At 59.1% G+C, this 15508-nt stretch carries 7 protein-coding genes; 4 read left to right on the forward strand and 3 right to left on the reverse strand.

Translation table 11 applies throughout. The annotated features are described in order from the left end of the window. The first annotated feature begins 25 nt into the window (after positions 1 to 25). The 4 genes from ACWAU0_RS16985 (at position 26) to ACWAU0_RS17000 (ending at position 7569) form a co-directional block, all read left to right on the forward strand. A complete protein-coding gene (locus ACWAU0_RS16985; protein WP_033156386.1) occupies positions 26 to 664 on the forward strand; it encodes an urea amidolyase associated protein UAAP2 in 639 nt (212 codons plus the stop codon). A 69-nt stretch (positions 665 to 733) separates the two neighbouring features. Next, positions 734 to 4342, forward strand: coding sequence for an urea carboxylase (uca, locus tag ACWAU0_RS16990; protein ID WP_458137359.1), 3609 nt, complete (start codon positions 734 to 736; stop codon positions 4340 to 4342). After that, the gene (gene atzF, locus ACWAU0_RS16995; protein ID WP_458137360.1) at positions 4339 to 6147 is read left to right on the forward strand and encodes an allophanate hydrolase; all 1809 of its coding nucleotides are present in this window, start codon (positions 4339 to 4341) and stop codon (positions 6145 to 6147) included. The genes uca and atzF overlap by 4 nt, the downstream gene beginning before the upstream one ends. Before the next feature lie 120 nt (positions 6148 to 6267). Then, complete coding sequence (locus ACWAU0_RS17000) at positions 6268 to 7569, forward strand: porin (RefSeq protein ID WP_458137361.1); 1302 nt, start codon at positions 6268 to 6270, stop codon at positions 7567 to 7569. A gap of 181 nt (positions 7570 to 7750) precedes the next feature. Here ACWAU0_RS17000 and ACWAU0_RS17005 read toward each other — a convergent pair whose 3' ends face one another. From ACWAU0_RS17005 to ACWAU0_RS17015, 3 genes are read right to left on the reverse strand one after another with little or no spacing between them, the layout of a single operon-like run. Next, complete coding sequence (locus tag ACWAU0_RS17005; RefSeq protein ID WP_458137362.1) at positions 7751 to 9232, reverse strand: efflux transporter outer membrane subunit; 1482 nt, start codon at positions 9230 to 9232, stop codon at positions 7751 to 7753. 10 nt (positions 9233 to 9242) lie between these two features. After that, positions 9243 to 12368 (reverse strand): efflux RND transporter permease subunit, encoded by a 3126-nt coding sequence (locus ACWAU0_RS17010; RefSeq protein ID WP_458137363.1) that lies wholly within the window; start codon positions 12366 to 12368, stop codon positions 9243 to 9245. After that, a complete protein-coding gene (locus ACWAU0_RS17015; RefSeq protein WP_458137364.1) occupies positions 12365 to 15505 on the reverse strand; it encodes an MdtB/MuxB family multidrug efflux RND transporter permease subunit in 3141 nt (1046 codons plus the stop codon). The genes ACWAU0_RS17010 and ACWAU0_RS17015 overlap by 4 nt, the downstream gene beginning before the upstream one ends. Positions 15506 to 15508 lie beyond the last annotated feature (3 nt).

The raw sequence follows: 15508 nt of genomic DNA on the forward strand, positions 1-15508 counted from the left end.
TCACCGATCTAACGAGGACGAAACCATGCCCATCGTCGAGAGCACGCTCGATCCGAGCAACGCCATTTACGATTACACCTTGCCGGCCGGCGAGCCCTGGCTGCATACCATCAAGCACGGCCAGACCTTCCGCATCCTGGATTTGGAAGGCAACCAGGCGGTCGATACGCTGTTTTACAGTGCCGCCGACCATGAAGAACGCTATAGCGCCAGCGACACGATACGCCACCAGGGCAATCTGTACCTGAGCGCCGGCTCCAAATTGATGTCCGGCGAGGGTAACGTGCTGCTGACCATCGTCGCCGACACCTGCGGCCGCCACGACACCTTGGGCGGTGCCTGTGCCGCCGAAAGCAATACGGTGCGCTATGCCCTGGACAAAAAGCACATGCACAGCTGCCGCGACAGTTTTCTATTGGCCATCGGTCACGCCGACTGCGGTCTGGCCAAGCGCGACATCGCCAGCAACATCAATTTTTTTATGAACGTGCCGGTCACGGCCGACGGTCAGCTGACCTTTGCCGACGGCATTTCCGCGCCAGGCAAGTATGTGGAAATGCGGGCGGAGATGGACGTGATCGCGCTGATTTCCAATTGTCCGCAGTTGAACAACCCGTGTAACGCCTACAACCCGACGCCGGTGCGCCTGCTGATCTGGGATTGACCCTTAATCCGCGCCGGGACGGCCCGGCGCCGGTATGTCAAGGCGGGACGGCCCGCCAAACGAGGATTCATGTTTAACAAGGTATTGATCGCCAATCGCGGCGAAATCGCCTGCCGCATCATCCGGACTTTAAAGGAATTGGGTATAGCCAGTGTCGCGGTGTATTCCGAAGCCGACGCCCATGCCCGCCACGTCCAGGAAGCCGACGAAGCGGTATGTGTCGGCGGAGCGGCGGCGGCCGACAGCTATTTGCGCAGTGAGCGAATTCTTGAAGCAGCGGTGGCAACGGGTGCCCAGGCCATCCATCCCGGCTACGGTTTTCTGAGCGAAAACGCCGAGTTCGCCGAGCAATGCGCTGCGGCCGGCATTGTTTTCATCGGCCCGACGCCGGAACAATTGCGGCGCTTTGGTTTGAAGCACACTGCCCGCGAAATCGCCAAAACCTGCGGCGTGCCGTTACTACCGGGCACAGGCTTGCTGGCGGACATCGATCAGGCCGTAGCGTCGGCAGCCGCAATCGGCTACCCGTTGATGCTGAAAAGCACCGCCGGCGGCGGCGGTATCGGCATGCGCTTGTGCCGCAACGACACGGAACTGCAAGAGGCCTTTACCGTCGTGCAGCGCTTGAGCGCGGCCAATTTTAAAGACAGCGGCCTGTATCTGGAGAAGTTCATCGAACGCGCCCGCCATATCGAGGTGCAGATTTTCGGCGACGGCGCCGGGCGGGTGATCCATTTGGGCGAGCGCGATTGTTCGGTACAACGCCGCAACCAGAAAGTGATCGAGGAAACCCCGGCACCCGGCCTCAGCGAAGCAACGCGGGAGGCGCTCTATCGGCATGCCCTGGCGCTGGCCGAGGCGGTAAATTACCGTTCCGTCGGCACCGTCGAATTCGTTTACGACCAGGACAGCGGCGAATTTTATTTCCTGGAGGTCAACACTCGGCTGCAAGTCGAACACGGCGTGACCGAACAAGTCACCGGCACCGATCTGGTCGAGTGGATGCTGTGGCTGGCGGCCGGCGACAGCACGTTCCTGGATCAGTATCGGCACGCGCCGCAGGGTTGGGCTATGCAGGTCAGGGTGTACGCCGAAGACCCGAACAAGAACTTCCAGCCCTCGGCCGGCCTGTTGAGCGAGTGCCGTTTTCCGGTCGGCGTCCGGGTCGACCACTGGCTGGAGAACGGCCTGGAAGTCACGCCTTATTACGACCCTTTGCTGGCCAAAGTCATCGTTCACGCCGGCGACCGCGAACAGGCGCTGGCGCAAATGGATGTGGCCTTGGCCGAAACTCGCCTATACGGCATCGAAACCAATCTGGTCTATTTGCGGCAGATCGTCGCCGACGAGGTGTTCCGCAGCGGTCGCCAGATTACCGCTTATCTGGCCGGACTGACTTACCTTCCGCGCACCCTGGACGTGCTGGAAGCCGGCACGCAAAGCATGATCCAGGATTATCCTGGCCGCCTGGGTTATTGGGACGTCGGCGTGCCGCCGTCCGGGCCGATGGATATGCTGGCCTTTCGCTTGGCGAACCGGATTTTGGGCAACCCGGAACACGCGGCCGGGCTGGAAATGGCGATTAACGGCCCCAGCCTGCGCTTCAATTTCGCTACCCGCATCGTGTTGACCGGCGCGACGATGACGGCCGAATTGAACGGCCAGGCCGTCGCATTCTGGCAAGCCATAACAGTATCCGCCGGTGACGTGTTGAAACTGGGCACTATCGCCGGCCAGGGTTGCCGCGCTTACCTGGCGATCCAAGGCGGCTTCGACGTGCCGGAATATCTGGGCAGCCGCGCCACATTCACGCTGGGCCAATTCGGCGGCCATGGCGGCCGGGTGCTGCGGGTCGGCGACGTGTTGCCGGTCGTAACGGAAGCTGCCATGACCGAGGAAGTTGTGCCGAATTCGGCCGCGCTACCGGTTTATTCGGAGCACTGGCAGATCGGCGTGCTGTACGGCCCGCACGGCGCGCCGGACTTTTTTACCGACGAGGACATAGACGAATTTTTCGCGACCGACTGGGAGGTGCATTACAACTCCAACCGCACCGGCATCCGTCTGATCGGCCCGAAACCGCGCTGGGCGCGCAGCGACGGCGGCGAGGCCGGCCTGCATCCGTCCAATATCCATGACAACGCCTATGCCATTGGCGCGGTGGATTTCACCGGCGACATGCCGGTCATCCTCGGCCCGGACGGCCCCAGCCTGGGCGGCTTTGTCTGTTCGGCCACCGTGGTCGCGGCGGAATTGTGGAAACTGGGCCAATTAAAGCCCGGTAATACTGTGCGATTTATCCGCCTGAACCGCGAACAGGCCGCGAGTCTGGATGCCCAAGTCGAACGAGCTTTAGCCGATCCGGCCCATGCCGTGTTACCGGAACTGCCGGTAACAGCAAGCGTCGAGGAAAGCTGCATCCTTGCTCAGGTGCCGGCCAATACCGATCAGGTTGCAGTGACCTATCGCCAAGCCGGCGACCGCAATATGCTGGTCGAATATGGGCCGTTGATGCTGGACATCAATCTGCGCTTTCGAGTACATGCCTTGATGACCTGGCTGCAACAACGCAGCATCGCCGGCATCGTCGATCTGACGCCGGGCATCCGCTCCTTGCAAGTGCATTACGACCGCCGTCTGCCGCTGGACGAACTGATGCGGATCTTGGCGCAAGCCGAAGCCGAATTGCCGGCCATAGAGGACATGGAAGTACCGACCCGTATCGTCCATCTGCCGCTGTCCTGGGACGACCCATCCACGAAACTAGCCATCGAAAAATACATGCAGTCGGTGCGCAAGGACGCGCCATGGTGCCCAAGCAATATCGAGTTCATCCGCCGCATCAACGGCCTGGACAGCATAGAGCAGGTCAAGGACATTCTGTTCAACGCCAGTTATCTGGTGATGGGCTTGGGCGACGTTTACCTCGGTGCGCCGGTGGCGACGCCCATCGATCCGCGCCACCGCTTGGTGACGACCAAATACAATCCGGCCCGGACCTGGACCCCGGAGAACGCGGTCGGTATCGGCGGCGCTTATATGTGCGTCTACGGCATGGAAGGTCCGGGCGGCTACCAGTTCGTCGGCCGCACCGTGCCGATGTGGAACCGCTACCGGCAAACCGCCGATTTTCGCGACGGTAAGCCTTGGCTGCTGCGCTTTTTCGATCAGATTCGCTTCTATCCTGTATCCGCCGAGGAATTGCTGCGCTACCGGCAAGATGTAATCAGCGGCAAGGCCAAACTGGATATCCGCGAGGAAACCTTCAGCCTGCGCCAATACAACGACTTTCTGCGCCAAAACGCCGATGAGATCGCCGCCTGCAAACAGCGCCAGCAAGCGGCCTTCGACGCCGAACGTGAACGCTGGGCGCAAGCCGGGCAAGTTTACGCGGATGACCAGGCCGTCGCGGCGGCGGCTATCGACACCGAACTGGATTTGCCGGCCGGTGCCAGGGCCGTAGCCAGCCACATCGCCGGCAATGTCTGGCAGGTTTTGGTCCAGGCCGGCGCTAGCGTCAAGCAAGGCGATACCTTGGTGGTGGTCGAGTCGATGAAAATGGAATTTCCGGTAACGGCACCGGCAGACGGCACGGTCTGGAAAGTATTTTGCAATGAAGGCGCTCAAATCAGTGCCGGCCAGGATTTGCTGGTGCTGCAAGCCGGGGAGGACGCATGAAGACCTGGAGCGAATTGCCGGAAGTACTCAGCATCGCCAGCCTTAGCCAGGCTTACCGGGACGGCGCACTGACGCCGACGACCTTGGTGGACATGCTCTGGCAACGCCTGGAATCCGCGCCGGCGCGCGGCGTCTGGATCAGCCGTTTGCCGCTGGCGCAGATGCAGGCTTACGCCGCGGCGCTATCGGACCAGTCGCCGGACGACTTGCCCTTGTACGGCATCCCCTTTGCGATCAAGGACAATATCGATTTGGCCGATCTACCCACCACAGCAGCTTGTCCGGCTTACGCCTACCAGCCGCAGCAATCGGCTTTCGTGGTGCGGCAATTGATCGCCGCCGGAGCGATTCCGGTCGGCAAGACCAATCTGGACCAGTTCGCGACCGGTTTGGTTGGCACCCGCTCGCCTTATGGTGTGTGCCGCAACAGCTTCGATCCGGCTTACATCGCCGGCGGCTCCAGCTCGGGTTCGGCGGTCGCGGTGGCGACCGGTCTGGCCAGCTTTGCGTTGGGTACCGACACCGCCGGCTCCGGCCGGGTGCCGGCCGCGTTCAATAACCTGGTCGGCGTCAAGCCGACGCGGGGCTTATTAAGCACGTCCGGCGTGGTACCGGCCTGCCGCAGCCTGGATTGCGTATCGATCTTCGCGTTGACCGCTGCCGACGCGGAACGGGTAATGTGCGTCGCCAACGTTTACGACGCGCAAGACGCCTATAACCGCCCGGATCAAGCTTTGCCGGTGCCGCCGGGCTTTGCCGGCCGTTTCCGTTTCGGTGTGCCGAAACCGGAGCAACTGCAATTTTTTGGCGACCATGCGGAGGAAGCCTTGTTTGCCGCGGCCGTTGAGCAACTGGTGGAACAAGGCGGCAGCGCCGTCGAAGTGGACATCCAGCCCTTGCTGGACGCTGCCGGCTTGCTCTATGCCGGGCCGTGGCTGGCCGAGCGTTATTTGGTGGCCGGCGAATTGTTGCAAAACCAGCCCGAAGCCTTATTTCCAGTGACGCGCGCCATCATTGCCAATGGCACCAATTTGTCGGCCGCCGACGCCTGGCGTGCGTTTTACCGCTTGCAGGAATTGAAGCGGCAAAGCGATGCGCTCTGGCGGCAGATCGATGTATTGGTGACGCCGACCACCGGCACCATCTACCCGATTGCCGCCGTTGAAGCCGAACCGCTCGAATTGAACAGCCGCTTGGGCTATTACACCAATTTCATGAATTTGCTCGACCTCAGCGCCATTGCACTGCCGGCCGGTTTTCGCGGCAATGGCCTGCCGTTCGGCATCACCTTGTGCGCGCCGGCCTTTGCCGACCGGGCTTTGCTGGCCTTGGCGAAACGGCGCGAGCAATCGGTGCCGCATAAGTTGGGCATCTCCACCACCTTAAGCGCCGAATTTCCCGATGCGGACACTGAAGACTCGTCCGGTTTCGTCCGGGTCGTGGTGTGCGGCGCGCATCTATCCGGCTTGCCGCTGAACCGTCTCTTGACAGGCCGAGGCGGCGTGTTGCTGCAACGGACTCACACCGCGCAGAGCTACCGGCTTTACGCATTGCCGGACGGCAAGCGGCCGGGCATGGTGCGCGACGAAACCGGCGCGGCGATTGCAGTTGAGGTGTGGGCTTTGCCGATTGGCCGTTACGGGGAATTCGTCGCCGAAATCCCGCCACCCTTGGGTATCGGCAGCGTGCAATTGCAAGACGGCACTAGTGTGCAGGGCTTTGTTTGCGAAGCCGCCGCCGTGCGCGAGGCGCTGGACATTACCGATTACGGCGGCTGGCGCGCCTATCTTGCTCGCCCCGACTAAACCAACGGTTTTACTCGTTTAAATTTCCCTAACCCCAACCATTCAAGCCGGATTTTCCGGCTGGCGGGAGCGCTTGCGCCCGAAAAACTTCGACGATTCATTTTTCGACAGGAGAACACCATGCCACACTCATCTTTCCGAACCCGCGAATGGCTGTATGCCGCACCGTTATTGTTGGCGATGTCGCCGTTGCCGGCCGAGGAACGCGCCGGTTTATTGAACGGTTTATCGTTGATCAACGATTTGCCCTGGATGAAAGCCGCCGGTTTGCGCGTCCACAGCTGGGCCGATGCCGGTATCGTTTATAACGCCAACGACCCCGGCGACGGCTACAACGGTACCGTGGTGTTTGCAGATCGGGCCAACGAATTCAATCTGCATCAACTCGGCGGCGAATTGATTCGTGATGTGGATACCGCTGGCGACCATTGGGACGTCGGCGGCAAGCTGACCTTGATGTACGGCAGCGACGCCCGCTTCAATACCATCAACCCTTACGGCGGCGGCCATTGGGATAACCGTTTGATCGGTTCCGACGAGCGTTTTTACAAACTCGCGATCCCGAATGCGTACCTGGATATTTTTACGCCGATAGGCAAGGGCCTGACCACGCGCATCGGCCGGTTTTACACGATCATGGGTTACGAGACCGGATTGTCGCCGGATAATTTCTTCTACACCCATCCTTATACCTTTCAATACGGCGAGCCGTTTACCCATTTCGGCATGACCACCACCTATCCGGTCCATCAAAATCTGAGCGTGACACTGGGTGCGGTGACCGGCGGCCACACCAAACTAAACGGCGTGCTGGACGGCAACGGCGCTTGGGACGGGTTCGATAAAAACATGGAAAACTGGAATTTTCTGGGCGGTGCGACCTGGACCAGCGACGATGCGGCAACCTCGTTTACCGCGACGCTGATTACCGGCGACGTCAACAGCAACAACAATTTGCGCGAATTTCAGCGCCAGACCGGTATCAATAAGCGCGACAACCGCACGTTTTACAGTCTGGTTCTCCAACATAACTTTACCGAGTGCTGGCATTACGTGCTGCAGCACGACCACGGCATCGAACAACAACATCCGCTGAACAATTTCGCCGACGCCGAATGGTACGGTATCCATTCGCAATTGAAATACGACGTCACCGATACGGTGGGCGTGGGCCTGCGCGGCGAATGGTTTAGGGATGACGACGGCGTTCGAGTGGGTCAAATGTGCCCCAGTTGTGCGGTGCTGGCGACCGGCCCGGCCAATTATTATGCGGCGACGCTCGGCGTGAACTGGAAACCGGCGAAATGGTTGATGCTGCGGCCGGAAGCGCGTTACGACTGGTCGGAAGGCGTCGATGCTTACGACGAACGGAACAAGGACAGCCAGTTTATTTTTGGTGCCGACGTGGTGGTTACTTTTTAGGGGCTGTTGCCGTTTTTCAAACAACAGCAAAGCAAACGATGCCACGACGGTTGTTTACGGACGAATGTTGGAAGTAATTCAATAAATCTCGTGATTAACCCGGCCCTTAATCACCGTTCGTCCTTTGACGGACAACTCTGGAATAACGGTGTATTAGTGTTAAATAAGGCCGGGTTGATAATTAATCCACCAGCGGCAAAATCAAATAGTCGGTCCATTTGCGGTCGCCATCAGCTTCATCTTCAGTGGGAACCAAGGTTTCATTCCAGCCGCCGCCCAGCGCTTTGACCAATAACACGGACGCCGACAAACGCTGCCCGAGCAATTGCACAGCGGTTTGTTGATTGGATAGCGCCGCGGTTTGCGCCGTTATCACGTTGATGTAGCTAACTGTGCCGGCTTGATATTGATTGTTGGTCAAGGCCAAGGCCTGTTTCGCAGCGGCGACGGCTTTGTCTTGCACTTGGGTTTCTTCATCCAGGATACGCAGCGCGGCCAGGTTATCTTCCACCTCTTGAAAGCCGGTCAGCACGGTTTGCCGATAGGCGGCGACGCTGGCATCGTAGGCGTCTATCGCCTGTTTATACTGGGCATTTTTGGCACCGCCGTCGAACAAGGTCAAGGCCAAGCCGGCCGGCCCCAAGGACCAATAGCGGCGGGCCATCGTGAACAAGGTGTCGGCAGTCGGCGACTGAAAACCGTTAGTCGAGGCCAGATTCAAAGTAGGGTAGTAAGCGGCTTTGGCGACACCGATTTGGGCGTTGGCGGCGGCGATTTTACGTTCTGCGGCGGCGATGTCCGGGCGGCGTTCCAGCAATTCCGACGGCAGGCTGACCGGAATGCCCGGCGGTTGCGCGGTTAAAGGTGCCGGCGCCAGCGACAACTCGGCAGGGGTTTTGCCGATCAGCACCGCGATGGCATGTTCCAGCTTGGCGCGCTGCACGCCCAAGTCGATGGACTGAGCGCGCACGGTTTCCAATTGGGTTTCCGCCTGTACCACATCGGCCTTGGCCACCACGCCCACGGCATAGCGGTTTTTGGTGATTTCCAGGGTTTTCGCAAACGCCGTTACCGTTTCGTCTAATAAGGCTTTCTGGGCGTCCAGTGTTTTCATTTGAAAGTAACTGTCCGCTAACGCCGATTGGCTAGATAGTATCAAAGCGTGCAAGGTCGCGGCGCTGGCCTGGGCGTTGCTGGTATTCGCTTCCACCTGGCGGCGTACGCTGCCCCATAAATCCGGCTCCCAAGCCACGCCGACCGCCTGACCAAACAGGTTGCGCACCCCGCCCACCGCGACGTTTTGGCCGGTGGCGGCGCGGAAGCGGTTGAAGGTGCCGGTCAATGTCGCCACCGGTAGCAACGACGATTGCACCGACTGCACCAGATGCTGGGCTTGCCGATATTGGGCTTCGGCTTGGATGATGGACTGGTTGGCGGCGGCAACCTGTTCTTCCAATTCGTTCAGTTTGGGATCGTTAAAAATCTCCCACCATTTGCCGGGCAAACCGGTATCACGCGGTTGGGCCTGTTTCCAGCCTTTCATTTCTTTAAATTCCTCGGATACATTGGCTTGCGGACGGACATAATCCGGGCCTACCGTGCAGGCAGCCAACGGCAAGGTCAGTAAGGAAGCAAGCAAAGCTGGGTTTATTCTTAAACGCATGACAATCGGTTTAGGTGGAATGTGGCGCCGGGCTGGCGGCGCGGTTGGAAAAACGGCCGTGCAGCCACAGCCGGAATCGGTCGAGGTACAAATAAACGACCGGCGTCGTGTACAAAGTTAAAAGCTGGCTGAAAATCAGGCCGCCCACGATGGAAATCCCCAGCCGCTGGCGCAATTCCGCACCGTAACCGCTGCCCAAAGCCAGCGGCAGGGCGCCAAATAGCGCGGCCAGCGTGGTCATCAGGATGGGTCTGAAGCGCAGCATGCAGGCCTGAAAAATCGCTTCCCGCGAATCCAGACCGCGCTCGCGTTCGGCCAGCAACGCAAAGTCTATCATCATGATCGCATTTTTCTTGACGATGCCGATCAGCAAAATCACCCCGATCAGCGCGATGATGCTGAATTCCTTGTCGCAAGCCATCAAAGCCAGCAAGGCGCCGACACCGGCCGAGGGCAGGGTGGATAGTATCGTCAAGGGATGTATCAGGCTTTCGTAGAGTACGCCCAGCACGATGTAAATGCTGATCAACGCGGCCAAAACCAGCCAGGGCTGGCTGCGCAAGGCTTCCTGAAACGCCTTGCCCGAGCCTTGAAAACTGCCGGTAATGGCAGCCGGCAGGCCAATGTCGCGCAAGGCCTGGTTAATAGCGGCATCGGCCGTGGACATTGAAATGCCCGGTTTTAAATTAAACGACAATTCGGTCACGGCAAACTGGCCTTGATGATGCACCGATAGCGGCGCATTGCTCGGCGCGAAGCCGGCCAAGGCCGACAACGGCACTTGCTTGGGCTGTGCCAGCATGCCGTCGGTGCCGGTTCGGCCTGGCGCACTGATATACAGTTGTTTCAGGCTATCCGGCGATTGCCAGTACTGCGGTGCCAGTTCCATCACCACCCGGTATTGATTCAACGGATTGTAAATCACCGACACCTGGCGTTGCCCGAAGGCGCTGTTCAGGCTGTCGTCGATCAAGGCCTCACTGACGCCGTAACGCGCGGCCAGATCGCGGTTGACGGTCAGGCCGATTTGTTCGCCCTTGTCCTGCTGGCTGGTGCTGACATCGCTCAATTCCGGCAGCCGGGCCAAGGCGGCTTGTACCTTGGGCGTCCATTCCCGCAACAAATTCAGATCGTCGGCCTGCAAAGTGTAATCCAGCATCCCAAACGACATGCGTCCGCCAATCCGCAGCTCCTGGGCCGGAAACATATGCAAACTGGCGCCGGGCACCCGGCCCGCGGCCTTGCGCAAGCGCTCCATCACCACCTCGACGCCGTCGCGCTGTTCGTGCGGAATTAAGGTAACGAAAATCCTTGCGCTGTTGCTGCTTTGCGAACTGCCGGCAAAGCCCGCGACATTAGCGACCGCCGGATCTTTTTGCAAAATATCGGAGATTTGTGCGAACTGCTTTTGCAAGATTTGGAACGAAGTGTTTTGATCGGTTTGAATCTCGCCCAGCAAGCGGCCGCCGTCCTGGGTCGGAAAGAAGCCTTTGTCGATAGCGCCGTACAAATAAACGTTTAAAGCGATGGTCGCCAGCAACAAGCTCAGCATGATGCGGCCGTGGCGCAAGGCCCAGCTCAGGCTGATCCGGTAGATGTCTTGTATCCAATCGAATGCCGTGCCTATGCCGTGATACACCGCGCCATGCTCTTTGGATTCCTTACCCAGCCAGCGGGCGCACAGCATCGGGGTGGTAGTCAGGGAGATTACCAGTGAAACCAGCACGGCTGCCGACAAGGTCACCGCGAATTCCCGAAACAGTCGGCCAGGCACGCCGCCCATTAACAAAATCGGCAGGAACACTGCCACCAGCGACACGCTCATCGCCAACACAGTGAAACCCACTTCCTTGGCAGCCAACAGCGCTGCGCGGAATGGCGCGACGCCTTCCTCGATATGCCGGTTGGTGTTTTCCACCACCACGATCGCATCGTCCACCACAAAACCGGTGGAAATGGTCAAGGCCATCAATGTCAGGTTGTTGATACTGAAGCCGCAGAAATACATCACCGCACAAGAGCCCAGCAGGGAGGCCGGCACCGCGACGATGGGTACCGCCGCCGAGCGTGGATTGCGCAGGAACACCAGCACCACCAGAATTACCAGTACCACCGCGACGAACAAGCCGTGCTCGACTTCTGTAATGGATGCACGGATAGATAAGGATCTATCTACAACCACCGAAAGTTCTATATTACTGGGCAAGGCCGCCCGCAAAGCTGGCATTACCGCCAGCACCTGATCGACGGTCTGAATGACGTTGGCCAAGGGTTGTTTGCGGATGATCAACAGCACCGAGGGCTTGCCGTTCTTTGAGCCGGTATTGCGCAAATCCTCCACGGAATCGACTGCTTCGCCCAAGTCGGCAATCGTCACCGGCGCGCCATTACGATATGCGACGATCAACGGCAGATATTCCTCGGCCTTGCGGGCTTGGTCGTTGGCTTGAATCTGCCAGCGGGTGTTAGCGCTTTCCAGTACGCCCTTAGGTCGGGTGACATTGGTTTGGGCGATGGTGTTGCGCACGTCTTCCAGGCCAATGCCGTATTTGCTCAGGGCGTTGGGATTGAGTTCCACGCGCACCGCCGGCAGCGCCGCGCCGCCGATCTGCACTTGGCCGATGCCGGGGATTTGCGAAATTTTTTGCAGCAAAATCGTCGAGGCGGAATCGTACATTTGACCGCGCGTGAAACTGTCCGAGGTCAGCGCCAGAATCAGAATCGGCGAGTCCGACGGGTTGTCGCGCCGGTAGCTGGGCCGATTTGGCATATTGCTGGGCAGCATGCTGGCGGCGGCGTTGATCGCGGCCTGCACGTCGCGGCAGGCGCCGTCGATGTCGCGGTTAAGATCAAATTGCAAGGTAATCTGCGTAGAGCCTTGGGAACTGCTGGAGGTCATTTCCGTAACCCCGGCGATCCGGCCCAGTGCGCGTTCCAGCGGCGTGGCAACGGTTGCGGCCATGGTTTCCGCGCTGGCGCCGGGTATTTGCGCCTGCACCGATACGGTGGGGAAGTCCACTTGCGGCAGCGAAGAAATGGGTAGATTTAAAAACGCCAGCACGCCGCATAAGGCAATGGCTATGGTCAATAAGGTAGTGGCGACCGGGCGGCGGATGAATAATTCGGACAGGTTCATGGTTGGCTTGGGTCCTCTGCCGCTTGTTCCAATTGATTCAGCCCCAGACCGGCGTTAACCCGCCGCGCCAACCTGTCCATGGCCAGATAAATCACCGGTGTGGTGTACAGCGTCAACAATTGGCTAAGCAGCAAGCCGCCAACCATCGTGATACCCAGCGGATGGCGCAACTCGGAGCCGACGCCGCTACCCAACATCAACGGCAGCGCACCCAATAGCGCAGCCAATGTGGTCATCAGAATCGGCCGAAAGCGTAACAAACAAGCCTGAAAAATGGCCTGCTCGGGCGGCAGATGTCGCTTGCGTTCGGCTTCCAGCGCAAAGTCTATCATCATGATGGCGTTCTTCTTGACGATGCCGATCAACAAAATGATGCCGATGATGCCGATGATGCCCAGGTCGCCGCCGGAGACTTGTAGCGCCAACAACGCGCCAACGCCGGCCGAGGGCAGGGTGGACAAGATCGTGATCGGATGGATATAGCTTTCGTACAGCACGCCCAGCACGATATACACCGTGACGATGGCAGCCAGGATTAGCCACAGCGTATTGCCTAGAGAAGCCTTAAAGGCTTGCGCGGCGCCCTGGTATTCGCTGCGGATGGCTAGCGGCAATTCGATCTCGCTTTTAGCGGCATCGACGGCGGCGACCGCATCACCCAGCGCATAACCGGGTGCCAGATTGAAGGACACGGTCGTCACCGGGAACTGGTCCAGATGGCTGATCGCCAGCGTGGTCGGCCGTTCCGACAGTTCGGCGATAGCCGACAACGGCACTTGCGTGCCGTTGGTGGAGGGTATGCGCAATTCGTTTAAAGCTTGCGGACCGGTCTGCTCGGCCGGATCGACTTCCAATACCACCCGGTACTGATTGGCCTGGGTGAAAATGGTCGAGACCAGGCGTTGACCGTAGGCACTGTATAAGGCGTTGTCCACAGCTGCGGTACTGACACCCAGCCGGCTGGCGGTGGCGCGGTCGATCTTCACAAACACTTGGCGACCCTGGTCCTGCACGTCGCCGACCACGTCGGCAAATTCAGGCCGGCCTTGCAAGGCTTCCACCAGCTTGCCGGTCCAGCGGTTCAAATCGTCGATGTCGGCGCCTTCCAGGGTAAATTGATATTGGGTGCGGCTGACCCGGTTTTCCATCGTTAAATCCTGCACCGGTTGCAGATACAACACGCTGCCGGGCGATTCGGCCAGACGGCTTTTCAAACGGGCGATAATCGCGTTAGCCGATGGCCGTTCATCGTGCGGTTTTAAATTGATCAAAAACCGGCCGCTATTGGGCGTGGCGTTGACGCCATCGACACCGATAAACGAGGACAGATTTTCCACGGCCGGATCTTCCAATATCAGCTTGGCCAGTTTTTGCTGTTGCTCGGCCATGGCCGGAAAAGAGACGTTTTGCGGCGCTTCGGAAAATCCTTGAATGATGCCGGTGTCTTGACTGGGGAAAAAGCCTTTCGGTATCCACACGTACATCGCCGCAGTCAAAGCCACGGTGGCGAAAAACACCAGCAAGTTCGCCGTTTGCCGTTGCATCACCCAGCTCAGGCTACGGCCATAGACCTTGATCAAGCGGCCGAACCAGTCATCGCCGATTTCGTCTTCGTTATGGTTGCCGGCGCCGGGGCGCAGCAGTTTCGCGCACATCATCGGTGTCAGGGTCAACGATACTACCGCCGAAATCAGGATCGCTACCGCCAGCGTAATCGCAAATTCCCGAAACAACCGGCCCACCACGTCGGACATGAATAGCAGCGGAATCAATACCGCCACCAGCGAAAAAGTCAGCGAGATAATGGTAAAGCCAATCTGCGCCGAACCTTTCAATGCCGCCTGCAACGGCGCTTCGCCACGTTCGATATAGCGTGAAATGTTTTCGATGACCACGATGGCGTCGTCCACTACAAAGCCGGTGGCGATGGTCAAGGCCATCAGAGTTAAATTGTTGATACTGAAATCGGCCAGATACATGGCCGCAAAGGTGCCCACTAAAGACAGCGGCACCGCGACGCCGGGGATGATGGTCGCTGGAATGTTGCGCAGAAATAGGAATATCACCATCACTACCAGCGCCACCGCCAGCAATAGCTCGAATTGCACATCATGCACCGAGGCGCGAATGGTGACGGTGCGGTCGGTTAATGCTTTGACGTCTATGCCGGGCGGTAGCGAGGCTTGCAGTTTGGGCAGCAATTCTTGGATGCTATCCACCACTTCGATCACATTGGCGCCGGGCTGACGCTGGATGTTGACGATGACCGCCGCGTTGTCGTTGGCCCAGGCGGCCAGACGCACGTTCTCGGCGCCATCGACAACTTCGGCGACGTCCGCCAGTTTGACCGGCGCGGCATTTTTGTAAGCCACCACCAACTCGCGGTATTCGGCCGGCGAACGCAATTGATCGTTGCTGTCTATCGTCGCGGCGCGGGTCGGGCCGTTGATCGAGCCCTTGGGTTGGTTGACGTTGGCGGCGGCAATCGCGCTGCGCAGGTCTTCCAGGCTGATGCCGTAAGCGGCCAGCGCTTTGTGGTTGGCCTGGATCCGCACCGCCGGCCTTTGGCCGCCGCTGATGCTGACCATGCCGACGCCGGGCAATTGGGCGATTTTTTGCGCCAGCCGGGTATCGACCAAATCCTCTACCTTAAATAAAGGCAGCGATTTGGCGCTGACCGCCAGGGTCATGATCGGCGTATCGGCCGGATTGACCTTGCTATAAATTGGCGCTTGCGGCAAATCGTCGGGTAAAAAGTTGGCGGCGGCGTTGATCGCGGCTTGCACGGTTTGCTCGGCAACGTCCAGGTCCAAGTGCAAGTTAAACTGCAAGGTAATCACCGACGCGCCACCCGAGCTGGTGGAGCTCATTTGCGTCAAGCCCGGCATTTGCCCGAACTGGCGTTCCAGCGGTGCGGTAACGATGGAGGTCATCACTTCCGGACTGGCGCCGGGATACAGAGTAGTAACCTGGATGGTCGGATAATCGACCTGCGGCAGTGCCGAGACCGGCAATAGCCGATAAGCCAGTATGCCCACCAGCAACAAAGCCACCATCAACAAAGAGGTGGCGACCGGCCGCAGGATGAATAAGCGCGAAGGATTGAAGCCGGCCTTACCCGGATCGCTGAGACTCATGGC

The organism is Methylomonas sp. Uni0009 (genome assembly GCF_054188105.3).